The 25,278-nt window shown below is 64.4% G+C and carries 24 protein-coding genes; 11 read left to right on the forward strand and 13 right to left on the reverse strand.

The genetic code is table 11. The annotated features are described in order from the left end of the window. The first annotated feature begins 113 nt into the window (after nt 1–113). From fghA to AB4118_RS02575, 4 genes are all read left to right on the forward strand, one after another. Nucleotides 114–950 carry an S-formylglutathione hydrolase gene (fghA, locus tag AB4118_RS02560; RefSeq protein ID WP_441488231.1) on the forward strand — a complete coding sequence of 279 codons (837 nt, stop codon included), beginning with the start codon at nt 114–116 and terminating at the stop codon, nt 948–950. A gap of 90 nt (nt 951–1,040) precedes the next feature. After that, nucleotides 1,041–1,442, forward strand: a complete 402-nt coding sequence (locus AB4118_RS02565; protein ID WP_441488232.1) for a low affinity iron permease family protein — start codon at nt 1,041–1,043, stop codon at nt 1,440–1,442. Nucleotides 1,443–1,574: 132 nt separating this feature from the next. After that, nucleotides 1,575–2,138, forward strand: a complete 564-nt coding sequence (locus AB4118_RS02570; protein WP_441488233.1) for an isochorismatase family protein — start codon at nt 1,575–1,577, stop codon at nt 2,136–2,138. Then, the gene (locus AB4118_RS02575; RefSeq protein ID WP_441488234.1) at nt 2,135–3,148 is read left to right on the forward strand and encodes a GlxA family transcriptional regulator; all 1,014 of its coding nucleotides are present in this window, start codon (nt 2,135–2,137) and stop codon (nt 3,146–3,148) included. The genes AB4118_RS02570 and AB4118_RS02575 overlap by 4 nt, the downstream gene beginning before the upstream one ends. An 8-nt stretch (nt 3,149–3,156) precedes the next feature. Here AB4118_RS02575 and AB4118_RS02580 read toward each other — a convergent pair whose 3' ends face one another. Then, nucleotides 3,157–3,924 carry an SDR family oxidoreductase gene (locus AB4118_RS02580; RefSeq protein ID WP_441488235.1) on the reverse strand — a complete coding sequence of 256 codons (768 nt, stop codon included), beginning with the start codon at nt 3,922–3,924 and terminating at the stop codon, nt 3,157–3,159. A 138-nt stretch (nt 3,925–4,062) separates the two neighbouring features. On the opposite strand from AB4118_RS02580, the gene AB4118_RS02585 reads away from it, so the two are divergent. Further along, nucleotides 4,063–5,100 (forward strand): L-idonate 5-dehydrogenase, encoded by a 1,038-nt coding sequence (locus tag AB4118_RS02585; protein ID WP_441488236.1) that lies wholly within the window; start codon nt 4,063–4,065, stop codon nt 5,098–5,100. On the opposite strand, the gene AB4118_RS02590 is transcribed toward AB4118_RS02585, so the two are convergent. Together AB4118_RS02590 and AB4118_RS02595 are read right to left on the reverse strand one after the other, a co-directional pair. Next, nucleotides 5,101–6,870, reverse strand: coding sequence for a GGDEF domain-containing protein (locus tag AB4118_RS02590; protein WP_441488237.1), 1,770 nt, complete (start codon nt 6,868–6,870; stop codon nt 5,101–5,103). A 143-nt stretch (nt 6,871–7,013) separates the two neighbouring features. Next, nucleotides 7,014–8,687, reverse strand: a complete 1,674-nt coding sequence (locus tag AB4118_RS02595) for a formate--tetrahydrofolate ligase (RefSeq protein WP_441488238.1) — start codon at nt 8,685–8,687, stop codon at nt 7,014–7,016. 180 nt (nt 8,688–8,867) lie between these two features. Here AB4118_RS02595 and AB4118_RS02600 point away from each other — a divergent pair, with 180 nt between their 5' ends. Next, a complete protein-coding gene (locus AB4118_RS02600) occupies nt 8,868–9,467 on the forward strand; it encodes a dioxygenase family protein (RefSeq protein ID WP_441488239.1) in 600 nt (199 codons plus the stop codon). A gap of 36 nt (nt 9,468–9,503) precedes the next feature. On the opposite strand, the gene AB4118_RS02605 is transcribed toward AB4118_RS02600, so the two are convergent. Beyond that, nucleotides 9,504–10,190, reverse strand: coding sequence for a glutathione S-transferase family protein (locus AB4118_RS02605; RefSeq protein ID WP_441488240.1), 687 nt, complete (start codon nt 10,188–10,190; stop codon nt 9,504–9,506). Nucleotides 10,191–10,227: 37 nt separating this feature from the next. Beyond that, nucleotides 10,228–10,971 carry a haloacid dehalogenase type II gene (locus AB4118_RS02610; protein ID WP_441488241.1) on the reverse strand — a complete coding sequence of 248 codons (744 nt, stop codon included), beginning with the start codon at nt 10,969–10,971 and terminating at the stop codon, nt 10,228–10,230. 116 nt (nt 10,972–11,087) lie between these two features. Between AB4118_RS02610 and gpmI the strand changes: the two genes are divergently transcribed. Then, a complete protein-coding gene (gpmI, locus tag AB4118_RS02615) occupies nt 11,088–12,602 on the forward strand; it encodes a 2,3-bisphosphoglycerate-independent phosphoglycerate mutase (protein WP_441488242.1) in 1,515 nt (504 codons plus the stop codon). Between the two features lie 14 nt (nt 12,603–12,616). Here the strand turns inward: gpmI and AB4118_RS02620 are convergent, their stop codons facing one another. The 4 genes from AB4118_RS02620 to AB4118_RS02635 form a co-directional block, all read right to left on the reverse strand. After that, nucleotides 12,617–13,516 carry a hypothetical protein gene (locus AB4118_RS02620; protein WP_441488243.1) on the reverse strand — a complete coding sequence of 300 codons (900 nt, stop codon included), beginning with the start codon at nt 13,514–13,516 and terminating at the stop codon, nt 12,617–12,619. Nucleotides 13,517–13,690: 174 nt separating this feature from the next. Then, a complete protein-coding gene (locus AB4118_RS02625; protein ID WP_441488244.1) occupies nt 13,691–14,221 on the reverse strand; it encodes an NUDIX hydrolase in 531 nt (176 codons plus the stop codon). A 32-nt stretch (nt 14,222–14,253) separates the two neighbouring features. Continuing rightward, complete coding sequence (locus AB4118_RS02630) at nt 14,254–15,294, reverse strand: DUF3616 domain-containing protein (protein ID WP_441488245.1); 1,041 nt, start codon at nt 15,292–15,294, stop codon at nt 14,254–14,256. A 557-nt stretch (nt 15,295–15,851) separates the two neighbouring features. Then, a complete protein-coding gene (locus AB4118_RS02635; RefSeq protein ID WP_441488246.1) occupies nt 15,852–16,580 on the reverse strand; it encodes a glutathione S-transferase family protein in 729 nt (242 codons plus the stop codon). 449 nt (nt 16,581–17,029) lie between these two features. Here AB4118_RS02635 and AB4118_RS02640 point away from each other — a divergent pair, with 449 nt between their 5' ends. Next, nucleotides 17,030–18,271 carry a carboxylate-amine ligase gene (locus AB4118_RS02640; RefSeq protein ID WP_441488247.1) on the forward strand — a complete coding sequence of 414 codons (1,242 nt, stop codon included), beginning with the start codon at nt 17,030–17,032 and terminating at the stop codon, nt 18,269–18,271. Between the two features lie 137 nt (nt 18,272–18,408). Here AB4118_RS02640 and AB4118_RS02645 read toward each other — a convergent pair whose 3' ends face one another. Further along, on the reverse strand, nt 18,409–19,182 hold the full coding sequence (locus tag AB4118_RS02645; protein ID WP_441488248.1) for an SDR family NAD(P)-dependent oxidoreductase: 774 nt from the start codon (nt 19,180–19,182) through the stop codon (nt 18,409–18,411). 13 nt (nt 19,183–19,195) lie between these two features. Next, nucleotides 19,196–19,579 (reverse strand): hypothetical protein, encoded by a 384-nt coding sequence (locus AB4118_RS02650; RefSeq protein ID WP_441488249.1) that lies wholly within the window; start codon nt 19,577–19,579, stop codon nt 19,196–19,198. Nucleotides 19,580–19,642: 63 nt separating this feature from the next. On the opposite strand from AB4118_RS02650, the gene AB4118_RS02655 reads away from it, so the two are divergent. Next, entirely contained in the window at nt 19,643–20,302 is a 660-nt protein-coding gene (locus AB4118_RS02655; protein WP_441488351.1) for a TetR/AcrR family transcriptional regulator, read from the forward strand. Nucleotides 20,303–20,330: 28 nt separating this feature from the next. Here the strand turns inward: AB4118_RS02655 and AB4118_RS02660 are convergent, their stop codons facing one another. Continuing rightward, nucleotides 20,331–21,311 (reverse strand): LysR family transcriptional regulator, encoded by a 981-nt coding sequence (locus AB4118_RS02660; RefSeq protein ID WP_441488250.1) that lies wholly within the window; start codon nt 21,309–21,311, stop codon nt 20,331–20,333. A gap of 142 nt (nt 21,312–21,453) precedes the next feature. Between AB4118_RS02660 and AB4118_RS02665 the strand changes: the two genes are divergently transcribed. Then, complete coding sequence (locus tag AB4118_RS02665; RefSeq protein WP_441488251.1) at nt 21,454–22,872, forward strand: MFS transporter; 1,419 nt, start codon at nt 21,454–21,456, stop codon at nt 22,870–22,872. 242 nt (nt 22,873–23,114) lie between these two features. Beyond that, nucleotides 23,115–23,549, forward strand: coding sequence for a DUF2721 domain-containing protein (locus AB4118_RS02670; RefSeq protein WP_441488252.1), 435 nt, complete (start codon nt 23,115–23,117; stop codon nt 23,547–23,549). A gap of 60 nt (nt 23,550–23,609) precedes the next feature. Here AB4118_RS02670 and aceB read toward each other — a convergent pair whose 3' ends face one another. Then, nucleotides 23,610–25,211, reverse strand: coding sequence for a malate synthase A (aceB, locus tag AB4118_RS02675; protein WP_441488253.1), 1,602 nt, complete (start codon nt 25,209–25,211; stop codon nt 23,610–23,612). Nucleotides 25,212–25,278: the final 67 nt, after the last annotated feature.

Here is a 25,278-nt window from a genome sequence, read left to right on the forward strand (position 1 = left end):
CATCGACCCTCCATGGAAACCCGTCATCATCCCTGATCTCCGCTTCACCGCGGCAGGGATGATGATGTGGATCAGGCTTGGACTGCGCGTCGCGAACGACCGAAAGGGACATCATGGAACTCCTCTCGAACTCCAAGGCTTTCGGCGGCTCGCAGCGCGTTTTCCGACACGAGAGCGCGGTCTGCGCCTGTCCGATGACCTTCGCGATCTTCCTGCCGCCACAGATCGAAGATGGCCCGGTTCCGGTGCTCTGGTATCTGTCGGGGCTGACCTGTTCGCACCAGAACGTCATGGACAAGGGCGAGTACCGCGCTGCCGCTGCCGCGAACGGCATCGCGATCATATGCCCGGACACGTCGCCACGCGGCGACGGCGTGCCGGACGAGCCCGACAACTGGCAGTTCGGCTCCGGTGCGGGCTTCTATCTCGATGCGACCCAGGAGCCCTATGCCCGGAACTACCGGATGGAGAGCTATCTCCTCACAGAGCTGAGCGAGATCGTCGCTCACAACTTTCCCGTCGACATGAGCAGGCAGGGCATCTTTGGCCATTCCATGGGGGGGCATGGCGCGATCACCCTCGCGCTGAAAAATCCCGATCGCTTTCATTCGGTCTCGGCCTTCGCACCGATCACGCAGCCTTCGACGGCGGGTTGGTCGCGGCCGGCCTTTGAAAAATATCTCGGCTCCGATGAGGCGGGCTGGCGGCGTTACGATAGTACTGCGCTGATCGCGGACGGCCACCGGGTCAAGGACCTCCTGGTTGACCAGGGCACGGCCGACGGCTTCCTGCAGGAGGGGTTGCGGCCCTGGCTGCTCGAAGTGGCCTGCGTCAGCGCAGGGATTCCGCTCGAGCTCCACATGCGGGATGGCTACGACCATTCCTACAATTTCGTCTCCACTTTCATGGCGCAGCACATCTCCTGGCACGCCCAGCGCCTGACCCCCTGACGTGGATCGCAGCCGTTCCCAGGCGCCGGGAACGGACTGGCCCGCCCCGTGTTGATGAACGTAACCGTTCCGCATGCGGGGGAAGCAATCATGCCATCGAGCCGCTCTGCGATCGCGGAACGCTCCTTCTTCACGCGCCTTTCCCAGAGCACGGCCCATTTGGCCGGCAAGCCCCAGACCTTCTTCCTGGCGCTGGCGATCATCATCGTCTGGGCAGCGTCGGGGCCCTTCTTCGGCTTCAATGACACCTGGCAACTCGTGATCAACACCTCGACCACGATTGTCACCTTCCTGATGGTCTTCATCATCCAGAACAGCCAGAACCGCGACACCGCAGCGATGCAGATCAAGCTCGACGAGCTTATTCTTCGGCTTGAGGGGGCTCGGGAGGAGCTGCTCGACCTTGAGGAACTCGACGAGGAGAAGCTCGAGGCGATGCGCGCGGAGTTCGAGAGGCTGGCGAGGAAGGCGAGGGAGAAAAACGGTGACTAGCTCCGGCTTGCCGGGAGAGCGAGGCATCGTCTATCGTCATGGCGTGATTTGTCCGCCCTTCGTCTCGATCTGGTATTTCGCCAATTGCTCAGAGCTTTAGCATGAACCCATACCTCAAGTGGGAGATGCAAAATGTCCTCTGATACCGCCTTGCTCGTTATCGATGTCCAGGAATCCTTCCGGCAGCGTGCCTATTTTGAAGAGACCTATGTGTCGCCCTTCATCACGCGGCTTCAGGCGCTCGTCGACGGAGCCAAGGAAGCTGGCATCCCTGTCGTCCAGATTTTCCACGTCGACCCGACCGGTCCCTTCGCCGAGAGTTCCGGCTACGTGAAGACCCTCGCGCCGCTCACGCTCGAACCAGATGCCGTCTTTCGCAAGGGGCGGCACAGCGCACTCGTCGGCAGTGGGCTTGATGTCTGGCTGACCGAGAATGGCATTCGCCGCGTGATCGTCTCCGGCATCCGCACCGAGCAGTGCTGCGAGACCACGACCCGCCACGCGTCGGACCTCGGCTATGAGGTCGATTATGTCGGCGAGGCGACCCTGACCTTCCCGATGACCGATGCCGCCGGCCGCCAGTGGAGCGCAGCCGAAATACGGGCGCGGACGGAGCTTGTTCTGGCCGATCGCTTTGCGCGCATCGCCACCGTCGAGGACGCTCTCACTCAGCGCAGCAAGAAGCTGGCAGCATGACGCGCGAGCAGCAGCCCGTCGAGGTGCCGGTCTATGTGCTCGTACCACCGCGCGTGCTGCTGCTCGATGTCGCCGGACCGATCGAGGTGCTGCGCCGGGCCAATCTGGAACAGGACGCCTTGCGCTTCACCGTGACCTATGTCGGGCCGCTGCCTGATGTCGGGAGTTCGATCGGCCTTGGCATGACAGCCATCGGTCCCTTACCAGCCTCTCTGCCAGACGGCTCGCTGCTTGTCCTGCCCGGCAGTGCCGATGCGCCTCTTGGCCATCAGGGGTCGAGCCGGGAGGAGGATGCGGTCCAGGAGGGGCAGATCGTCGAGTGGCTGCGGCGGGCGGTTCGTCCGGGCATCCGCTTCATCTCGATCTGCTCCGGAGCCCTGCTCGCGGGCCGCGCCGGGCTTCTCGACGGGTATGATTGCACCACGCATTATGACTGCCTCAGCGAACTCGCTGAGGCTGCGCCGGCGGCCCGAATCCTTGAGAACCGGCTCTATGTCGAGGATGGCGAGCGCCTGACCAGTGCCGGGATTACAGCCGGTATCGATCTGATGCTGCATGTCGTGGCGGGGATGGCGGGGCATGCCTGCGCGCTTGCAGTTGCACGCTATCTCGTCGTCTATCTCAGGCGTGCCGGCGCCGATCCGCAGCTTTCGCCCTGGCTCGAAGGCCGCAACCACATCCACCCTTCCGTGCACCGGGCACAGGATGCGGTGGCGGCCGACCCGGTGCGCGACTGGTCGGTGAGTACGCTTGCCGATGCCGCCGCAACGAGCCCGCGCAATCTCTCGCGCCTGTTCAACGAACATGCGGGCATGAGCGTCACCGAATATGTCAATCGGATGCGGGTTGCCGTTGCGCGAGAGTTGCTGACCGGTTCCCGCCTCGACATCGAGGCGGTCGCTGAACGCGCCGGCTTTGCTTCACCTCGGCAATTGCGGCGGGCCTGGGGGCGCTTCCATAGTCTGCCGCCGAGCCGGATGCGGCAGAGCGAGGCTAATGCTGCGGGCTGAACCGGAGGTCAGACCACCGATGTCAGGCCGCCATCGACCATCAGCAGATGGCCGTTGACATAGTCGGACGCTGCCGATGAGAGGAAGATCGCGGCGCCGACCAGTTCCTTAGTCTCGCCCCAGCGCCCGGCGGGCGTCCGGCTCTTGACCCAGCCTGAGAAAGTTTCGTCGGCGATCAGCGCCTTGTTGAGCTCGGTGACGATGTAGCCGGGGCCGATCGCGTTGGTCTGGATGTTATGTTTGCCGAGCTCGGCGGCGAGACCGCGTGTCATCATCTTCACGGCGCCTTTGGTGGCGGTGTAGGGCACGATGGTGGGCCGGCCGAGCTCACTCATCACCGAGCCGATATTGACGATCTTGCCCCGGCCGCGCGGCACCATCCGCTTTGTCACGGCCTGCGTGACATAGAAGACCGAATGGAGATTGGTATTGATCAGGTAATGCCAGTCCTCGGCGGGGAACTCGGTGAAGGGCGCCCGCTTCTGCGTGCCGGCATTGTTGATCAGGATGTCGATCGGCCCGACCTCGGCCTCGATCGCGGCAATGGCCGCCTCGACGGCCTGCTGCTCGGTGACGTCGAAGGCAGAGATCGAGACATTGCGGCCGGAATTGGCGATCGCGGCGCGTGCGGTCTCGAGCTTGCCCTTGTCGCGGCCGTTGAGCACGACATGTGCCCCAGCTTCGCTCAGACCTTCGGCCATGGCGAGGCCGATGCCCTGGCCCGAACCGGTGATGAGTGCGATCTTGCCTTCAAGGCTGAACAGCGAAAGCGACATGGCGTATCCTCGATGGCGCAGGTATGGCCGAAGAAATTCGATTTGCGCAGGCCCGCATAGCTTGGGTAAGCATCTTTCAATCGATTAGACAATTGCAGATCGGCCGAATCCGACAAGGCCTTCCCTGGGAGAACCGCCATGCGCGCAGTCGTCATCCACGCCGCGAAGGACCTGCGGGTCGAGGAATGGCCCGTGCCGGAACTCGGACCGCTGGATGTGCGCGTGCGGATCGAGGCGGGCGGGATCTGCGGCTCGGACCTGCACTACTACCAGCATGGTGGCTTCGGTACGATTCGCGTGCGCGAGCCGATGATCCTCGGCCACGAGATCGCCGGGACGGTCGAGGCGGTCGGCGGCGAGGTCTCGCGGGTCAGGCCGGGGGACCGTGTCGCCGTCAATCCGAGCCGGGCTTGCGGGCGTTGCCGCTACTGCCAGGCAGGCCAGCAGCAACACTGCACCGACATGCTGTTCTATGGCAGCGCCATGCGCTTCCCCCATGTCCAGGGCGGGTTTCGCGATGTGCTCGTCGTCGAGGAGCGGCAGGCGGTGAAGCTGCCTGCGCATGTGCTGGCGGCGCAGGCCGCCTTCGCCGAGCCGCTTTCGGTTTGCCTCCATGCCGCCAAGCGCGCTGGCCCCCTCCTCGGCAAGCGGGTCCTGGTGACCGGCTCCGGGCCGATCGGCGTGCTCACCGTGGTCGCTGCCAGGGCGGCGGGAGCCTCCGAGATCGTCGCGACCGACGTTGTCGACGGTCCGCTGCCGACGGCATTGAAGATGGGCGCGACGGGCGCGATCAACGTCATGGCGGAGCCGGAGCGGCTCAAGGCGGAGTACGGCGCGGAGAAGGGGGCCTTCGACGTGATGTTCGAGGCCTCGGGTAACCAGCATGCGCTGACGGGTGCGTTCGACGTGGTGCGGCCCGGCGGGGTCATTGTACAGATCGGCGTCGGCGGTAATTTCACCCTGCCGATGAACGTGCTGGTCGCCAAGGAGTTCGATCTGCGGGGCTCATTCCGCTTCCATGAGGAGTTCGACTGGGCCGTGGCGATGATCGGCTCGGGCAGCGTCGATCTCTCTCCGCTGCTGACGGCGTCGATCCCGGTCGAGCGGGCCGTCGAGGCCTTCGAGCTGGCTGGCGACAAGTCGCGGGCGATGAAGGTGCAGCTCGCCTTCGCCTGATCAGCCGAGCCGCAGCGTCGGATGGCCCGTCTGGCCGTGCAGCGCGGGGTCGTAGACGACGAAGGTGTCGCGACCGCCATGCTTGGCGGCATAGAGCGCGGCATCGGCATGGGCGGCCGCGCTCGACAGGGTTTCCAGCGGGCCGACGATGCAGGCGCCGATGCTCACGGTCGCGGTGATCGCCTGCGCCCCATTAAGCTCGATCGGGGCTGCCCTGATCTCGCTGACGATCTTGGCGGCAATCGCCGAAAGCGAGGCGAGCGAACTGTCGGCGATCAGCAGGATGAACTCGTCGCCGCCCCAGCGGGCACAAATATCATAGTTGCGCAGCACGGCGGACATGCGGTGTACGACCTCGATGATGACCCGGTCACCGGCCTGGTGGCCATAGGTATCATTGATCGTCTTGAAGTCATCGAGATCGACCAGGGCGAGCGCCGTCGGGCGCCCGGTGCGAAGGGCCCGGTTCTGCTCCTGGGCAAAGGCTCCTTCAAAGCCACGTCGATTCAGCACCGAGGTAAGCGGGTCGTGATGGGCGAGATGCTCGAGCGTCTCGGTGCGCTCCCGTACCATTGCCTCGAGTCGGTCGGTATTGTCGCCAACCGCGCGTGCCATCTCCTCGAGGGCGCGCGACAGGCGGCCGATCTCATCATGGCCGGCGTCAGTATCGGAAGGTGTGAACGAGCCGGCGCGGACGCGCATCACGGAGGCTTCCATCCGCGCCAGCCTGTCGAGAACGCTGCGTTTGAACAGCAAGGTCATCAGTGTGGCGGCAGTCATCAGGATGGTGGCCAGCAGCAATGCGATCGGAAGAAACAGCCTTCGATCGATGATCTTGTCGACATCCATCAGGCTGATGTTGAACCAGCCCAGGCGGTCGAGATAGCCCACTCCGACGAGCGTTTCGCGGCCGCTGACGGTCATGAAGCGTGAGCGGACGGGGGCTTCACCCCGCGCGACCTCAGCCATCATGCCGGTCAGCGCCGCACGGTCGGCTTCTTCGTCGACAAGGGCAAAGATCGTCTTCTTGGCCTTGAGGTCCTTTGTCAGACTATGAAAGTCGACAAGGCGCGGATCGCGATGCGCCTGCACCGCGCCGTTGCGGTCGACGAAGATGCTCTGCACGCCGACCTGCGGGATATCGACGACTTCGCGAATGAACTGGCTGAGATCGACGCCGGTCCCGATGATGTCGAGCTGCTTGGCCCCCTTGCTGATGATGCAGTTGATCCAGACCTTGGTGACCTTGAGATTGTCGTCGTGGTCGACATTGAGGTGGCAGCCGGAGCCGAGCGCCGCCGTCTTGTAGTACCAGCCGTCGCGCGGGTTCTCGCGTGAGAGGGTGTAGCGCCTGCGGGCGGTCTCGTAAGTGTTCTGCTTGTCGTTGAAGTAGTAGTTGCCGGAGCCGTCGAGCACGACGAAATAGCTGCGATCCTTGAACGAGAGCCGGTAATGCTCAAGTTCGGCGAGCCCGCGCGCGGATTTCTCGGGATCGTTCTCATCTGCCGCCCAGGCAAGAATGGCTGGGGAGCGCGCCACCGTTTCGGCCAGCGAGACCTCCCGCATCAGGGATTCCAGCCCGCGATAGCGATCGAACAGGATCTGCTTCTCGGCGAAGAGCGTGCCGAGTTTCTCGACCGTCGCGTTGACGATCCAGAGAAAAGCTGCGGTCGAGGGGATGGCGACCGCAAGCAGGGCGGCCAGGGTCAAGACGAGAACCCGGCCCCTCAACCCCGAGGTGAAGGCCGGCCGCGCGATATTCGCCCTCATCCCGAGCAGTGCCCCGACAGCGTCCGCCGAACCTAACTGGATGTCGTGATTCGACGCGTTTGATTCGGCCTTTTTCTGTCACGATGCTTGCACGGGTGAAGGTAGAAATCACCCGTGCCAGTGTCTAATCCAGCTGCAAAAGCTTAGAAGAGGCCTTCGATCTGTCCTTCCGCATCGATATGGATGCGTTCTGCGGCGGGCTCCCGGGGCAGACCGGGCATGGTCATGATGTCCCCGCAGATCGCGACGACGAAGCCGGCCCCGGCCGAGAGGCGAAGTTCACGGACCGGGACGATGTGGCCCGAGGGTGCGCCGCGCAACGTGGGGTCGGCCGAGAAGGAGTATTGGGTCTTGGCCACGCAGACGGGAAGGTGTCCATGCCCGGCAGCTTCGAGTTCCGCGAAGCGCGCGCCCACCTTGGCGTCGTGGGAGATGCCAGCCGCGCCGTAGATCTCTTCGGCAATGGTCTGCAGCTTGTCGCGCAACGGCATGGCATCTGGATAGAGCGGCGCGAAATCCGCCTCGTCATCGTCGGCCAGTGCGGCGACCTTGCGCGCCAGCTCCTCGGCGCCCGCGCCGCCTTCGGCCCAGTGCCGGCAGATCACGGCTTCGACGCCAAGATGGTTGCGGCAATAATGGCGGATCAGCTCATGCTCGGCATGGGTGTCGCTGTCGAAATTGTTGATTGCGACGATCGGCGGAACGCCGAATTTCCGGATGTTGACGACATGGCGCGTCAGGTTGGAGAGCCCGGCTTCGAGCGCCTTCAGGTTCTCCTGGCCGAGCGCATCCTTGGCTGCGCCGCCATGCATCTTCAGCGCGCGGACGGTCGCTACCACGACCGCCGCGGCCGGCTTGAGGCCGGCCTTGCGGCATTTGATGTCGAAGAACTTTTCCGCGCCGAGATCGGCCCCGAAGCCGGCTTCGGTCACGACATAATCGGCGAGCTTCAGTGCGGCGCGCGTGGCGATCACCGAGTTGCAGCCATGGGCGATATTGGCGAAGGGGCCGCCATGGACGAAGGCTGGCGTCCCTTCCAGGCTCTGCACGAGGTTCGGCATGAGCGCATCCTTGAGCAGGACGCTCATCGCGCCGGTCGCCTTCAGCTCGGCGGCAGTGATCGCGCGCTTGTCGCGGCTGCGGCCGACCACGATGCGGCCGAGCCGGTCCTCGAGATCGGCATGGTCGCGAGCGAGGCAGAAGATCGCCATGACTTCAGAGGCGACAGTGATGTCGAAGCCGTCCTCGCGTGGATAGCCGTTGCCATTGCCGCCCAGCGACGACACGATCTGCCGCAAGGCGCGATCATTCATGTCCATGACGCGGCGCAGCGCGACATTGCGGGCATCGAAGTCGAGCGCATTGCCCCAATAGATATGATTGTCGACCAGCGCAGCGAGCAGGTTGTGGGCGCTGGTGATGGCGTGGAAGTCGCCGGTGAAATGCAGATTGATCTGTTCCATCGGCACGACCTGCGCATAGCCGCCGCCGGCGGCCCCGCCCTTCATGCCAAAGCAGGGACCGAGCGACGGTTCGCGCAGCGCGATCATGGTACGCTTGCCGAGGCGAGACAGGCCGTCGCCGAGGCCAACCGTCGTGGTGGTCTTGCCCTCGCCGGCGGGCGTCGGGCTGATCGCCGTGACGAGGATCAGCTTTCCATTTGGACGCTGCTCGAAATCCGGGATCGCGGCGCCATCGATCTTTGCGATGTACTTGCCGTAGGGATGAAGGGCCTCTTCGGGAATCCCGACCCTTTCGGCGATGCTGGGGATGGGCGTGAGTTCGGTTGCGCGGGCAATTTCGATATCGGTCGGCATACGGTTTCCTTCGCCGCGTCGCGACCCAGACCGGAGCACGCGGAATCGGCGGTCACAGTGCCGTGAAACGGGCCATTCTGCCACTGCTTTCCCGGAACGCTGCGTCCATATTTTGGCAAGGCTCCGGTCTTCACCCCAAGGGGAGGGGCACCAAACTGGGATCCGGGATGGGAGTGCGCGATGCCGCAAATTGGGTTCAACCGCCGTGATCTCGTCGCTTCCGCGCTCGCTGCGGCCGGGCTCGCGGCGCTGTCTCGTCCCGAACCTGCCCGGGCCGAAGGAACGGAACTTCCGATGACGCCTGCCTGCGAGGGCAGGGCGGCGGTTACCAGGCGCCAGATCGAGGGGCCGTATTTCACGCCGTCCTCCCCGCTCAAGCGGGATCTGCGCGGAGATGGGCCAGGCGAGATGCTGGTGCTGTCCGGTTTCGTGCTGACGCCGCAATGCCGCCCGGTCGGCGGAGCCCTGGTCGATCTCTGGCATGCCAATGCGAGCGGCGACTACGACAATGCGGGCTTTCTCTTCCGAGGCCACCAGTTCACCGACGCGCAGGGCCGGTACCAGTTCATCACCCGCATGCCCGGCCTCTATCCCGGCCGGACACGGCATTTTCATGTGAAGGTTCGGGCGGGACAGGGGCCGGTCCTGACGACCCAGCTCTATTTCCCGAGCGAGCCCGGCAATGCGCGCGACGGTATCTTCGACCGCGCGCTGCTGATGGATATCCGCGCTGCCGAAGGTGGGCGTCTCGGCCGGTTCGATTTCGTGATCGCGGCCTGAGCGAACCGGCGTGAGCCGGCCCGCTCGGGGTTTGGCTCACGCGACGAGATGGGCGTTCTGCGGGAACAGGAACTTGCGCGCCTCCTCGTCGAATTCCGTCTTGAAGGCGAACTGATCCTTCAATGCCACCGCGCGCTGAGCGGCGGGGCGAGCGGAAATCTCATCGAGATGGCGCTTGACGTTGGTCAGCTTGCCGAAGGCCTCTTCGCCGAGCGCGAAGGCTGCGCGCGTCGACCAGCCCCAGACCGACATGTCGATCAGCGTGTAGCTGTCTCCCAGCATGTAACGATGCTTGCCGAGCTGGTCGTTGATGATGCCCCAATGCCGTTCGGCCTCGCGCGAGTAGCGGTTGATTGCGTAGGGGATCTTCTCAGGCGCAAAACGGGTGAAATGCACGGCCTGTCCACAATAGGGGCCGATGCCGGTGGCGACGAACATCAACCAGGAGAGCATCTGGCCTCGTGCCGCCGGTGTGCTCTCGGGGAGGAACTTGCCGGTCTTCTCCGCGAGATAAAGCAGGATCGCGTTGCTATCGAAGATCGTGACGTCGCCATCAGTCAGGGCTGGCGTCTTGGCATTGGGATTGATCGCCAGGAACTCGGGCTTGAACTGGTCGCCACGCCGGGTATCGACCGGCACCATCTCGTAGGGCAGCCCGGCTTCCTCAAGGAAGAGCGCGATCTTCGCGGGGTTCGGCGACGGATGATAGTAGAACTTGATCATCGATTGGGTCTCCTGGCGCAGGGTGATCGAGCGGGTCTTACCGCTGTTTCGTCGCGTAAGCTGCAAGATCCGTCAGCCTGGCGATAGTGAGGTCGGCGCCCGCCCCGAGCCGTTCCGGTTGCATGCGCAGAGCCTTGAACAGTGCCGTGGGGCCGATCCCGCCGGGGGCCGCCAGCTCGGCACGCAAGGCCGTTGCGGGAATGCGCTCGATGCGCGCGACGGTGAAGCCATAGGCTTTGGCGCCGGCGATATCGAAACCGTTGGAGGAAACAAAGAGGATCTCCTCGCGAGCAAGGCCCAGTCGCTTCTCTACCAGCTCATAGCCGCGGGGGTCCGGCTTGTAGACGCCGATCTCGTCGACGCTGATCACGGTTTCCAGCAACTCGTCGATTCCGGCCTGGGCGACGAGGCGCTTCAACATGGCCGGGCTGCCATTCGAGAAAATGGCGAGGCGGAAGCCCGCAAGCTCCTCGAGTGCCTGCTTTGCCTCCGGGTAGAGCGCGAGCGCGTCATAGGCTGCCGCAATTCTGGCGATCAGATCGGGCGTCGCCACCAGCCCGAGTGTCGCCAACGTGAAGTCGAGCGAGTCGCGCGTGACCGTCCAGAAATCCTCATAGCGGCCCATCAGCGCCCTGAGCCAGGTGTACTCGAGCTGCTTCAGCCGCCAGATCTGGGTGATCGTTTCGCCATGGCCGGGAAACGCCTCGTCAGTGACGCCGGCAACGGATTGGACGTCGAACAAGGTGCCATAGGCGTCGAAAACGAGGGCTTTGAGCGCCATGGGCGGTTCCCTTGCCGTGGGGTCGGGGATCGGTGCTTCTTCTTAGCACTCGCGTTGGCGGCGCGGTGCGTGATATCCGCACAAGCAGTTTTTCCTTGATGCCCACAGGTTGCCGCATGTCGAACCGCCCCGTGATGCTGATGGTCCTCGATGGCTGGGGCTGGCGCGAGGATGAAACCAATAATGCGGTGAAGCTGGCGAACACGCCGAATTTCGATCGCTATTGGGCCAGTGCGCCGCGCGCTTTCCTGAAGACTTCGGGGCTCGATGTCGGCTTGCCGGAAGGCCAGATGGGTAATTCCGAGGTCGGCCATCTCAATCTCGGCGCCGGGCGCGTCGTCATGCAGGACCTGCCGCGGATCAACCAGGCGATCCAGGACAAGTCGATCGCGCAGGCGCTGGACGCGACCGGGCTTGTCGCGAAACTCAGGGATACAGGGGGCACCTGCCACCTGCTAGGCCTCGTCTCGCCCGGGGGGGTGCACGCCCATCAGGATCACGCCGTGGCGCTGGCCCGGATTCTGACCGGGCAGGGTATCCCGGTCTGCGTCCATGTCTTCACGGATGGACGAGACACCCCACCCCAATCGGCGGCAGAGTATGTACGCGATTTCGCCGCGGCCCTGCCGAAGGAGGCTGTGATCGGCAGCCTGTCGGGCCGTTATTTCGCGATGGATCGCGACAATCGCTGGGAGCGCGTCGAGCAGGCCTGGCGCGCCATGGTGCTGGGCGAGGGCAAGGCCTTCGCGACGGCCGGGGAGGCGGTCGCCGGCGCCTATGCGGAGGGCGTCAATGACGAGTTCATCGTTCCAACCGTGATCGCTGGATATGCCGGCATGCGGGACGGCGACGGGTTGCTCAGCTTCAATTTTCGCTCGGACCGGATTCGCGAGATTCTGGCCGCGGTACTCGACCCGGATTTCACGGGCTTTACTCGGGCTCGCGTGCCGAAGCTTTCCAGGGCGGTCAGCATGACCTCCTACAGCGCCGAACTCGACAAGATCATGCCGGCGCTGTTTCCGCCGCAGACGCTCTCGAACGGTCTCGGAGAGACCGTCGCCAAGGCAGGGCGGATGCAGGTCCGCATGGCGGAGACCGAGAAATATCCGCATGTGACCTATTTCTTCAATGGTGGCGAAGAGCGCCTCTATCCCGGCGAGGACCGGGTGATGGTGCCGTCTCCCAAGGTCGCGACCTACGATCTGCAGCCCGAAATGTCTGCGCCGGAGCTGACGGACCGCGCCGTCGCGGCGATCACTTCGGGGCGATATGATCTCGTCGTGCTGAACTTTGCCAATCCCGACATGGTTGGGCATACCGGAGTGCTTTCGGCGGCGATCAAGGCGGTCGAAACCGTCGATGCGGGCCTGGGCCGGATTGCCAAGGCAATCGAGCAGATGGGGGGTGCCCTGCTCGTCACGGCCGATCACGGCAACAGCGAGCTGATGGTCGATCCGGTGACCGGCAAGCCGCATACCGCCCACACGACGTTTCCGGTGCCCGTGATGCTGATCGGTGGCGATGCGAAGGCGTTGGCCGATGGCAGGCTCGCTGATGTCGCGCCGACGCTGCTGGCATTGATGGGGCTGAAACAGCCGGACGAGATGACCGGCCGATCGCTGCTGCGCTGACCAATGCAGGCTGATCAGAAGCTGTAGGCGGCTTTCACCTTGACGGGATGCTGGCTGAAATTGGTGAGGTCCAGATTACGGGGTTCACCCTTGGCCTTGCCGGCGACCTGCATGTTGTAGGCGGCCGAGAGCGCGAGCTGTTTCGTCGCCTGCCAGTAGATGCCGGGGCCGGCGAATGTGGCGTAGCCCGCTTCGTTGCCGAAGCCGAGATCGTTGTAGCGCCGCAGATGGCGGACCTCGCCGCTGACATAGAGGCCGTCGACGACCTGCCAGGCCAGTGATCCTGAGGCCGTAAAGGTCGAGGAGCGCCCATAGGGGTCGGGGCCGGTCCAGGTCATGTCCTGGGAGAGATTGAGCGCGGCATAGAGCTTGCCTGGCACCAGCGCCGTGTCGGCGAAGAGACGGATGCCGGTATTGAAAGTGGTGAAGCGGCCGGCGCCGTCGGGATCAGTGCGGTTGACGCTCGGATCGAGCACCACCGTCAGGCCGATGCCGTGCAAGTCACGGCCGAGCAGGCGGTATTTCATCTCGACGCCGGCACCATTATTGCTTGAATTAGCACTGATCCCCCCGGCCGAAGCATTGATGTAGCCACCGAGCAGATAGGGGCCGATCTCGAAGCAGGAGAAGAGCCCATAGGAGCCCTGGAGCTGCGCGCCGTGGGCGTTCGACCGGCCACTGCGCGCGCCGAAGGCGCCGCCATAGGTCAGGCTCGGCCCGAACGAACCGAGCTCCGCCACGTCCGAACCGGTTGTGAAGCCGAAAGCGTCGGTCGGGATGCCTTCGCTCTCGGCGCAGGCTGAGAGCGTCGGCTGGGCGGCAGGCACGCTCTTGCGGGTAGGCAGGTCGGTTGCCAAGGCGTTGGCGGAAAGAGCGCTCAGGGCAAGGGCAGCGGCGGCAATCTTCGGCAGCATCAGTCAGTCCTCGGGTATCGATGCCCCAAGATCGATCAGATGCAAATGATTTGCAAGAGCGTTAACTGGCCGCCAGAATCGTTGCGGGGAGAATCCTCGCGAAATTGGTCGGGAATGGCGAGACTGCGCCGGCTTCCCAAAATATAATAAAGTTACATCTTTGCAGCGACACTGCTATCGCACCGCAACCGAAGCGAGGCGGGCCGCAACGAGCGGCGCAATGCCGGCGAGTTCGGCGGCAGGCTTCCAGGCTGCGGCGTGAACTTCCTCGAGCTGCGCGACGAGCGGCACCGCGGGATCGGCGACGAAGAGATATTGCAGATCGTGATGGATATGGTCCGGCTCTCCGCGCGAGGGTTTTCCGGGGACGTCATGGCTGTCGATGACGAAGGGCAGATCGTCGCCGCGATGCCAGGGATGCAGGGCAAGCCTGCTGACGCCGGTCTCTTCGATGGCCTCGCGCGCAGCGGAAAGGTTGAATGCTTCGGCCTCTTCGTAATGGCCGCCAGGCTGCAGCCAGCGACCGATGACGACATGGTCGATCAGCAGTATCTGGGCGTGATCCGGCGACAGGACGATCGCACTGGTCGTGACATGGCCCGGAAAGGTGTCGCGCTCGTCGAGCGCATGGCCTGCGGCAATCTGCCAGCGCAACAGCGACAGATGCTCACGCCGCGAGGCGACCTCGGCGCGATAGCGCGTCACTACGCCCTCAAGGCAAGACCGGAAGGAAATAGTCATGGCAGTTGCAGCTCGTATTCCTGGAATCGACCATTCTTGATGCCGTCATAACCGATCAGGAAGCGCAGGCGACCAGGCCTTTCCTCGAGAATGGTCACGACCTCCGCCTTGGCATCCTTGGGCGGTGCAAGTGTGCCGAGATCCCTCGGTGACTGGGGCGCGGCAGGGTCAAGCAGCAGCAGGCCATAGGGAACGTCCTGTTCCTGCGCAGGGCCGACCAGGACCAGCAGGCGTCCGTCCCGCAGTGCAGCAAGGTCGCGCACGCCGCGATTCGGGCCAGCCGGGAAAGCGATCACAGTCGGAGTGCCCTGCGCGGGTTCATTGCCGGGCGCGAAGAGCTCGTCCGGATTTGTTTCTAGCAGGAAGGCGCGACCGTTCTGCGACGGCGCCCGCAGCCCGATCCAGAGCCTGTCATGAGCGGTCGCTATGCCTTCGATGTTCAGGCCGTTGCCATCCGTCAGGGGCTTGCCGAAAAAGGGCGCAACCTCGCCGGCACGACGCAACAGATCACTCAGGCGGTAGGTCAGTTCAACCTGGCCGATGGGGGTGCCGGCCGTATCGACCTTGACCCGCGCGAGCTGGAACGACGAGAGGCGAAACTCGCTGCTGCTGCGCGAGCAGCCATGCGAACCGGCGATGTAGAAATAGGGCGCGGCGTAGGCGACCGCCTCGCCGTCGAACTCGCCATAACCGCCGATCGTCGGACAAGGAGACGCGGGGATCGCGCCGAGCGCGGTCGGGGAGGGGCTGTCCCCGATCAGCTCGACCACGCCGGCAGGCTTGATGCGCCCCTTGGTCAGGATAGCGAACTGGGCCGAGCGGTTCTCGTCATTCGCCAGGAGGCAGCGCCGCTCCTCGCCATTCGCCGGCAGGCAGGCCAGGCCGCTGACATCCTTGGCTGCCTTGTCGGGCTTCTTGCCGGCAAAATCCTCGGTCGCTTCGACATTGCGGACGGGCTTCAGCGTCTTGGCTGACGCCGGTAGCGCGAGCAGCAGCGCTGTGGCGAGAGCAGTCGACGTCAAGGCAAGGCGAGGCATGGCAGGGTTTCCGGTTGCCGCGGGATTGAGCGCGTCGCGCCGGGTGCTGTCAAAGCATTAGTCCGCATCATGCACATTCGGGGCCGGTCAGGCTCGCCCTTGTGTGCGATTGACGTGCCTCTCGCACTCTCACCGCGCTGGTCGCGGCAGACAGCCGGAATCCAGTCGAGCCCCGCCCCGGCGACGGAGGGCGGAGCCCTTGCCGTTCGGAATGCGAGGACTATCTAGCGCGGGTTCACCGAGACCCTTTCTATGCTGCCCCTCGATTTCCGTGTTCCCGGCGTCTTGAATTCAAAAGAGATGCTTATCGCAGAGGCCATCCACGCCCGAGCATGGGAAACTGTAAGAAGCGACCCAGATCTTGCCGGAGATGAGGCCGAAGCTGCGAAGGCGAGGCTTGGAGGGATCGTGGCTCGTTTGATGTCAGATCCTTCCAGATCGGTCGGCGACCTCGCCGCTGCAGCAGTCCGGGCCTTCAACGAAAGCCCCCGCACGCCCTGAGCGGAGAGGGGGATTGCGCGCCACCACCCATGGCGCGCAGTCAGTTCTCATGCGTCTCAGGCCGCGAGTACGCCGTCTGCGTTGCGCAGGACATCGGCGAGCGGAACGAGACCCTTCATCGCGCCACTGCCTGCCGCCTGTTTGCCGTCCTCGATGGCTACCGCGAAGCGAAACGCGGGATCGGCTTCGATGCGCTTGCGCAGCGCCAGGATGCGGGGATAGTCGCGTGGGTCGACGGCCTTGTGGAAGTCCACCCAGCGCGCAACGCCGGCAAACACCGCATCGGCCAGCGTCGGTCTGTCGCCGAGCAGGTAGTCGCTGTCGCCGATCATCGCCTCGAGTTGTTCATGGCGCTCGGCGACAAAGCTGCGGCCGAACTTGCGCAGCGTTTCGCGATACTCCTCCGTTACACCTTCCGCTTCCAGCGCCACCCACATCGGGACGAACGCACCGGTGAAGCCGGTATTGAGGAAGGCGACGTATTGATGCAGCCGGTCGGCCTCCGGCGTGCCGGGTTCGAAGCTGATGCGGCGGTCAAGGTCGCGCGCCTCCAGCCACAGGGCGATCGCCATCGTCTCGGTGAGGACACGGCCTTCGCCGGTGATCAGCACGGGCGTCTCCACGCGGCCGTTCAGGCGCTTGTAGGCGTCGGTGCGCATTTCTCCCAGCATATCCACCCTGGTGAGGCGATATGGCTGGCCGAGCCATTCGAAGGCGGTCACCAGCCCTGCGGAACTGCCGAGCGGAAAGCCGGAGGTGAGGATCGGTTCAGATATCGGGTTCATGTCGTTTCTCCAACGTCGATGCGCTGGATATGCCGATGTGGACGCCCGACCTGTAGATTGGCAATGGTGGACTCAGCGTCTACTCTCATAGACTTTGAGCGAGCGGCTCGCCTGCGCTGGGTTCATCATCTGGCGAGCTGGCCTTCGAGGACCGCAGGGGCGCCGGCGTCTCGTTGTTGCGATCGCGTTCGCCAGTTCCTTCGTGCGAGCGGCAGCAGCCGTTCTCGAAATCCCGGCTCGTCCTTTGATCTCCCGTGGACGGAATGCCACTGCCTGGTCCTGTCCTGCGCGCCTCTTTCTGCTTCAGCGAAAGCAATTGCTGGTGATTGCAAGCCTAGGGTCTCCGGGAGTCGCTCCCAGGAAGGCCCTCCCATGCTGTCTGCCACACTCGATCCCGTTCAAGCCCCGCGCACATGTCAGATGACGCCTCGCTCTTCGGAGTCCATGGGATGAGGCCGCTCAATGCGTTCGAAGGGTTCGGAATCGAGATTGAATACGCGATCGTCGGAACCGCCGATCTGGAATGCCGCTCCATTGCAGATATCGTCCTGGCGCATGCCGCCGGCACGGGCGCCGTAGCTATGGAGCGAGGCTTGATCGGCTGGTCCAACGAGTTCGTGCTTCATGTCCTGGAAGCGAAGAATCTCGCTCCAGCGGCCAGATTGGAAGACCTCGCCCAGCCCCTGCAACGCGAGGTCATCGCATTGAACAAGACCCTTCTGGGCCACGGAGCGCGCCTGATGCCGACGGCAATGCATCCGTGGCTGGATCCCCGATATGATGCTCAGCCGTGGCCGATTGATCCCCACGGAATCTACCGCACCTATCAGCGCATCTTCGAAACCAGATCGCATGGGTGGACCAATCTGCAGAGCGTCCATCTCAATCTCCCCTTTGCCGACGACGATCAATTTGCGCGGCTCCACGAAGCGATCCGTCGCGTCCTGCCGATCATTCCAGCATTGGCTGCAAGCTCGCCCATTGCCGACGGCCAGCGCACCGCCTACCGCGATTTCCGCATGAGGGCCTACGGAGCCAATGCGAAGGCCTATCCCCTGATCAACGGCCTGATCATTCCCGACACCGTCTCCAGTCAACGCGCGTACGAAGACACGATTCTCGAGCCGATCTATGCCGTCATGGCGTCTGCAGATCCCGGCGGAATCCTCAGGCACCCCTGGCTCAATGCCAGGGGCTGCATCCCCCGCTTCGACCGAAACACAATCGAAATTCGGGTCATCGATACCCAGGAGTGCCCCGAAGCCGATCTCGCAGTTGCCGCCGCTGTCGTTGGAGCAGTTCATCGCCTCTACGGCGATCTCCAGCGCCTCAGCGGCGATATGGCCACCGAGGAGCTGGCCCGGATATTCGACAGCTGCGTGATATCCGCCGAGGACGCCATGATCGATGATGGGGCCTATCTCAGGCTGTTCGACTATTCCGGTCAGTCCTGTCGCGCCGGCGATCTCTGGCGGCACATTCTGGAGAACATGGATGACAGCTCGGGTATTGATCCAGCGCGCTGGACACCAATCTGGGCAACCATCCTGAAGCATGGCAGCCTTGCCCGCCGGATCGAGGATGCAGTGGGTGCCAGCCGCCCGTCACGTGAGCGATTGGCCGCGGTCTATCGCGATCTCTGCGACTGTCTCCAGCAAGGCACCATGTTCGCGCCCGACAGGGACAGCTGAGACGCATACAGGCGACCGAAGCGCCCCAACGGGCTCAATGCGAGTCCTTGTCCAAGGGCCTTCTTGGGCGGGGCAGGGGGGCGAGGCGATCGCTTGCCAGTCCAACTGGCCTGGTTCGCCGGCTTTGGCGCCGGTGATCAGTGCATCAGCCGTCCGCCGGCGATGTCGAGGGTTGCGCCGGTCAACCAGCCCGAACTCTCCGAAGCGAGGAACAGCGTGGCCGCCGCCACGTCTGCCGGCGAGCCGAGCCGCCGGACCGGATGAGCGAGGACCACCTGCGCCCTGACGGCGGGAGGCATGTGTGTTGCGGTCCGGTCGGTCAATACGGCCGATGGTGAAATGCAGTTCACGCGCACGCTGGATGGCCCGAGGTCGTGTGCGGCTTGCTGTGTGAGCATGATGACGCCGGCCTTGGCGACCCCATAGCCGAGCGGCGCCTGCGAAGGCGCGCGGCCGGCTGTCGAGGCCATGGTGATGACGGCGCCGCCGCGGCCCTGCTTGAGGCTTGGCAGGAAGGTTTTGAGCGTCAAGAACGTGGCGGTCAGATTGTGATCAAGGCTGGAGTGCCAGTCCGCCTCAGTCACATCCTCCAGCGCAACGGGCCTGCTGGTCCCACCTCCGGCGAAGGCGGCAAGAATGTCGAGCTTGCCGCGCCGTGCAACGAACGCGGCACGGGCGGTCTCCAACTCGTCGTGCCGGGTGCAGTCGATCCGGACGGCGGCATGCCCGTCGGAGATCGCCTCCAGGGAGCGCAGCACCGTGTCGAGCCGGGGTTGGTCGCGGCCGGCAACCGTTACGGAAACCCCGTTATGCGCCAGCCAACGCGCGGTTTCGGCGCCGATCCCGCCGGAGCCGCCAGTGACCAGCGCCGTTTTGCCGGCGAGGTCGGGGAAAGTCGGGATGTGTGACACGGTCGACGGTTGCTCAGACATAGCGTGCGACCGTCATGCAGATCACGGTTACGAGCAGCAGCCCGGCTGAGATCCGGTAGAGGAGACCCAGCCAGGGCGCAGCTTGGCCGGTCCTGCGCAAGCCGCGCAGCACCCCGAGCGCCTGGATCACCAACGCCGCCACCGCGGTGCCGGCGCCGAGCGCAAGCAGCATTTCTGCGTTTCCGACGTTCCCGGCATGGATGAAACTCCACAGGAGCGCGCCAGAGATCATCGCGACGACGGCGGCACCGAACTGCGGGCGGAAGAGGCGGGCGACGTCGTTTGCACCAGTACGGGCCAGCACGAATGTCGTGCCGGCCCAGAACACCGAGGAGAGAACGTGCATGGCGATGATACTGATCAGGAAGGGTTCCATAGGCTAGGCTCCGAAACAGCGCCCGTTTGAATGGGCAAAATTGGATATACAATCTGTATAGTCATGAGTCACGAGAGAACGTCAAGGCCCTATTCGAGTGCCAAACGAGAGGCCAAAACCGCAGAAACGCGCGGCCGGCTCCTCGCTGCGGCAGCGGCATTGCTTCGGGAGCCGGCTGGAAGGACGCTCTCGCTAGAGGCCGTGGCGGCCGCGGCGGGCGTGACTCGACTGACCGTCTACAATCAGTTCGGCTCGCGACGTGGGCTGCTGGAGGCGACCTTCGACGCCCTGGCGGCTGCCGGCGGGATCGCTGATCTTGCAGACGCAATGGCCATTTCTGACCCGAAGGAGGCCTTGGCGGCGCTGGTCACGGTGTTCTGCGGCTTCTGGAGTTCCGATGACGGACTGGTTGGGCTGTTCGCGACAGCGGCCGGCGACACCGAACTGACGGAGAGCCTGGCAGAACGCAATGAGCGCCGTCGGCTGGCGCTGGCCGCGCTCGTGCGCCGCCAAGGTGGGCGCGACGAGCAACTGCAGCGCGATGCCGTCGACCTGCTCTTCGCGCTGACCAGCTTTGCCGTGTTCCACATGCTGCGGTCCGGCGGGCGCGAACCAGATGCCATATGCGCACTGCTTCAACCGCTTTGCGACCAGGCTCTGCGGGGCAATGATGGCGCGCTGAACCTGTCGCCGCGGGGGCCCGGTGTCTCAGCCGGATTGTGACAGGGCGGCTGCTGCTGCCATCGGGACGTCAGTAATCGGGCAGGAGATCAGCCTGCGGACGGCGCCCTCGGTTGTTTCCTGTTTCAGCCGGCACCCCACCCATATCATCGGGCGAATTCTGCATCCCGCAGACCCGGCGGACGCATTCGCGCAGCCAGCGGTGCGCAGGATCGGCATCCAGCCTGGGATGCCAGAGCAGGGACACGGAGATCTCAGGCACAGAAACCGGCAGCGGAAAGGTGACCATGCCGTCGCGCAGGGTCCGAGTGTGTCGTTCGGGCACAATGGCGACGAGATCGGATCCACGCGCGAGCGAGAGCGCAGGCGAGAAGCCGGTGACGATCGTGGCGATGTCTCGCCGCAGTCCGATCGCCTCCAGCGCGTCGTCGATCGGTCCCTTGTCGAGACCGCGCCGCGAGACGAGGATGTGCCGGCGAGCAGCAAAGCGATCGGCGGTGATCTCGCCTGTGGCCAATGGATGTCCCCGCCGCACGACCCCGACGAAGTGATCCGAGAACAGCGCCCGCGTCCTGATTTCCGGACTCTGCGCCGCCCCGATGACACCGGTTTCGAGATCGACACTGCCTTCTCGAAGCAGCGTACTATCCTTGTCCAGCTTCTGGACGAAGCGGAGCCGTATGCCGGGCGCTTCCGCCTGGATGTGCGCGATGAGTTCAGGCCCAAAGGCCTCGACGAAGCCGTCGCTCGCCCGAACCGAGAAGGTCCTGACAAGCCGTTGCAGATCGAGCGCCTCGGCCGGCCGCAGGATCGCCTCCGCTTCCTGAACGAGCGGACCGACGCGCTCCCGCAATTCCACTGCACGCGGCGTTGGTACAAGGCCGCGCCCCGCCCTTACCAACAGCGGGTCGCCGATCGTCTCGCGCAGCCGCGCCAGGGCTCGGCTCATCGCGGACGGGCTTAGCCGCAGGCGCCGGGCAGCGCGGGCCACGCTGCCTTCGGTGAGAAGGACATCGAGGGTGATGAGCAAGTTGAGGTCGGCTCTCGTCATGCTGGCAAGACTAGCACGGCTCGCCAGCATGACATGGCGTCAAATGCACTGAATCAGTGCAAATGCTGCGTCTTCCGCCAGGTGTCATATGTGGCTACCTGCTTCGAACCGTGCTTCGGAGCCCCCCACGATGATGAAGGCTATGCTTGACCCGCCGTTCCCCACCGAAGCCACGACGGCCCAGCGTGGCGCGCCTCGTTTGGCTCTCGCCAGCCTGTCCCTCTGCATGTTGCTGTCCTCGCTTGGCACCAGCATTGCCAATGTCGGCCTGCCGGCGCTGGTGCAGGCCTTCGCAGCCTCCTTCCAGCAGGTGCAGTGGGTGGTCCTCGCCTATTTGCTTGTCATCACCACGTTGAGCGTCGGGGTCGGACGACTTGGCGATCTCGTCGGACGCCGCTCGCTTCTGCTGGCCGGCATAGCCCTCTTCACAGCGGGCTCGGCGGGGTGCGGCCTTGCTTCCGGCCTCGCCGGCTTGATCGCCGCGCGGGCGGTGCAGGGGGCGGGCGCCGCAGTCATGATGACGCTGAGCCTGGCCCTTGTCGGCGATGCCCTGCCGAGGGACCGGACCGGCAGTGCCATGGGGTTGCTCGGCACCATGTCGGCGGTCGGCACGGCACTCGGCCCCTCGCTCGGTGGTGCTGTCATCGACGGCTTCGGATGGCGGGCGATATTCCTTGTCACTGTCCCGTTCGGCGTCGTTGCCTTCATGATCGCCTTGCGGAGCCTTCCGGTCGATCGCCTCGAGAAGAGGGGAGACAAGCCGCGCTTCGATATGCTCGGCACGCTGCTGCTGGCCGCTGCGCTGGTCGCCTATGCGCTCGCCATGACCTGGAACCGCGGTGCATTCGGCTTGCTCAATGGCGGGCTCCTGCTAGCCGCAGCAGTCGCCGCGCTCCTGTTCGTATTGGTACAAGCGCGGGTCGCGGAGCCCCTGATCCGGCTCTCGATGCTGCGCGAGCCCGGGCTGCGGAAAGGCCTCGCCACAACCGCGCTGGTCGCGGCGGTGATGATGACAACACTGGTCGTTGGCCCCTTCCATCTCACCATGGCGCTCGGCCTCGATGCATCGGGCGCTGGCCTGGTCATGGCGATCGGGCCGGTTGTCGCGGCGCTCTCGGGCGTACCGGCTGGCCGCTTGGTCGATCGGTTCGGCGCGCAACGCATGAGCTTGGTGGGCTTGGCCGCCATGGCCGTCGGATCGCTTCTCTTCGCGCTCGTGCCGCTGCAGATCGGGATTGCGGGCTATGCCGTCCCCCTGATCGTTCTCACCCCAGGCTATGCGCTGTTCCAGGCCGCCAACAACACGGCCGTGATGCGAGAGGCTGGTCCGGAAGGGCGCGGGTTTGTCTCCGGGATGCTCGGCCTCGCCCGCAATCTCGGCCTGATCACCGGTGCTTCGGTGATGGGTGCGGTGTTCGCTCTCGCCGCGGGGACGGACGGCAGCGCGGTCGCATCTCCGGACATGGTCGCGACCGGATTGCACGTCACCTTTGGCCTGGCTGGAGCAATGATCGTCATGGCCCTTGCCATCGCGAGCCGCTCGGGCACTCCCGCTGCTTGAGGATGGAATCCGGCTGCGCTCGGGCTGAGGTTGGTGCCGCGACATGAATGAGGATCCGTCGGGGCATTTCCATTGTCACCAGCGGATAGCCGTAGACAGGCGCGTCGGCCGCGAGTTTCATGAATCCACGCTCTAACCACGCATGATCGCTTGGGCCCGGGATGGGATTGGGGGCTGTCTATCGCACCCGGTTGGTCAATTCGCTCGGCGGCCGACGGCGTTCGCGACGAGGCGAAGAAACCATGATTCCTGAGCTTCCGTCCGTGAACCAGCTTTCATTGGTCATCAGCCAGGCTGCCGCACCAGCATTCCTGCTCGGCGCGGTCGTCGGCCTGATATCGGTCCTGATCAGTCGCCTAGAGCGAATTCTCGACCGGTCGCGCATGTTGAGCAGCCTGCAGGGCGAGGGGCCTGTCGTTCACGAACTCAAGGCTGATCTCCCCCGCCTCGAGCGGCGCGCCCATCTGATCAACAGCGCGATGCGTCTTGCCATCTCGAGCGGTGTTTCGACGATCCTGCTGATGATGCTCGCGTTCATGTTTGCGTTCGTCGGGTCGGCCCATGAACGGGGTGTGGCCGTGCTCTTCATCGTGGCTGTTGGGCTCTTCGGCGCTTCGCTTGTCCAGTTCCTGCGCGAAATCAACGTCGCCTTGCGACGGAGCGATCATATCGCTTGATCCGCATCGCCGGGGCATAGGCAACGACCGGCGCCGCCCAGGCGGCGCCGGTCGTTGGACTCAACCGAGCTTGTCGTACGCCGGGACGGTAAGGAATTCCTCGAATTCAGGCGCGAGCGAGAGGGTCGAGAACAGCTCGATCGCCTCCGGGAAACGGCCCTTTGCGTAGTTTTCAGGCCCGACCTCGCCCTTCACGCGCTCCATCTCCTCGGTGAGGCAGCGCTTGAAGAGATCCGCGGTGACGATGGTGCCTCCGTCAACGGTGACGCCGTACTGGATGAACTGCCAGATCTGGGCACGGCTGATCTCGGCCGTCGCGGCATCCTCCATCATGTTGTAGATCGGCACCGCGCCGCGGCCGCGCAGCCATGCTTCGAGATATTGCACGCCGATGCGGATGTTCTCGCGGAAGCCGGCCTCGGTGCGCGTGCCCTCATGGACCTCGAGCAGTTGCTCGCGGCCGACGGAGACGTCCTCGCGCTTCTTGTCGAGCTGGTTCTGCTGCGGCATCAGCCGGTTGAAGACCTCCATCGCCACCGGCACGAGATCGGGATGGGCAACCCAGGTGCCGTCATGGCCGTCGCCGGCCTCACGCTCCTTGTCGGCCCGGACCTTGGCGAAGGCGGCCTCGTTGGCGGCCGGATCGTTCCTGACCGGGATCTGCGCCGCCATGCCGCCCATGGCGAAGGCGCCGCGGCGGTGACAGGTCTTGATCAGCAGCAGCGAATAGGCCCGCAGGAAGGCCTTGGTCATCACCACCTGCGAGCGATCGGGCAGGACGAAGGCCGGGTTGCGGGCGAGCTTCTTGATGAAGGAGAAGATGTAGTCCCAGCGGCCGCAGTTCAGCCCGGCCATGTGATCCTTCAGCTCATAGAGGATCTCGTCCATTTCGAAGGCCGCGGGCAGGGTCTCGATCAGGATGGTGGCCTTGATCGTGCCGGTCTTGAGGCCAAGCGCGTTCTGAGCGGCGACAAAGACATCGTTCCAGAGCCTGGCCTCGAGATGGCTCTCGAGCTTCGGCAGATAGAAATAGGGGCCGGAGCCCGCAGCCAGCGCCGCCTTGGCATTGTGGAAGACATAGAGGCCGAAATCGACCAGCGAGCCCGAGGCGATTTCACCGTCGATCTCGATATGGCGTTCCGGCAGATGCCAGCCGCGCGGGCGGATGATCAGAACGGCTGGCTTGTCCTTGAGCTTGTAGGCCTTGCCGGTGGTCGGCTCGGTGAAGTCGATCCGGCCGGCCCAGCGATCCCTGAGATTGATCTGGCCTTCGACCATATTGGCCCAGACCGGAGAGGAGGCATCCTCGAAATCGGCCATGAACACCTTGGCGCCGGAGTTCAGCGCGTTGATGATCATCTTGCGGTCGACAGGACCGGTGATCTCGACACGACGATCCTGCAGATCGGCGGGAATCGGCGCCACCCTCCAGTCGCCTTCGCGGATATGCCTGGTCTCGGTCAGGAAATCGGGCGTCTCGCCGGTATCGAAGCGCTTCTGGCGCTCCTTGCGCAAGGCGAGCAGGCGCTTGCGCGTCTCGTTGAAGCGGCGCTGCAAGTCGGCAACGAAGGCGAGCGCATCATGGCTCAGGATCTCGTCGAAGCGCGGACCCATTGCGCCCTTGATGACGACACCCTTCGGCAGGGTCTTGGTGTCCGACATGGCGGTCTCCTTCGCATTCGGCAGGGATGAGGTGAGGCGCAGTATCGGAGGAAATCGCTTTCTCCTG

The organism is Allobosea sp. 2RAB26 (genome assembly GCF_052115465.1).
In the GTDB taxonomy this organism is placed as follows: Bacteria; Pseudomonadota; Alphaproteobacteria; order Rhizobiales; family Beijerinckiaceae; genus Allobosea.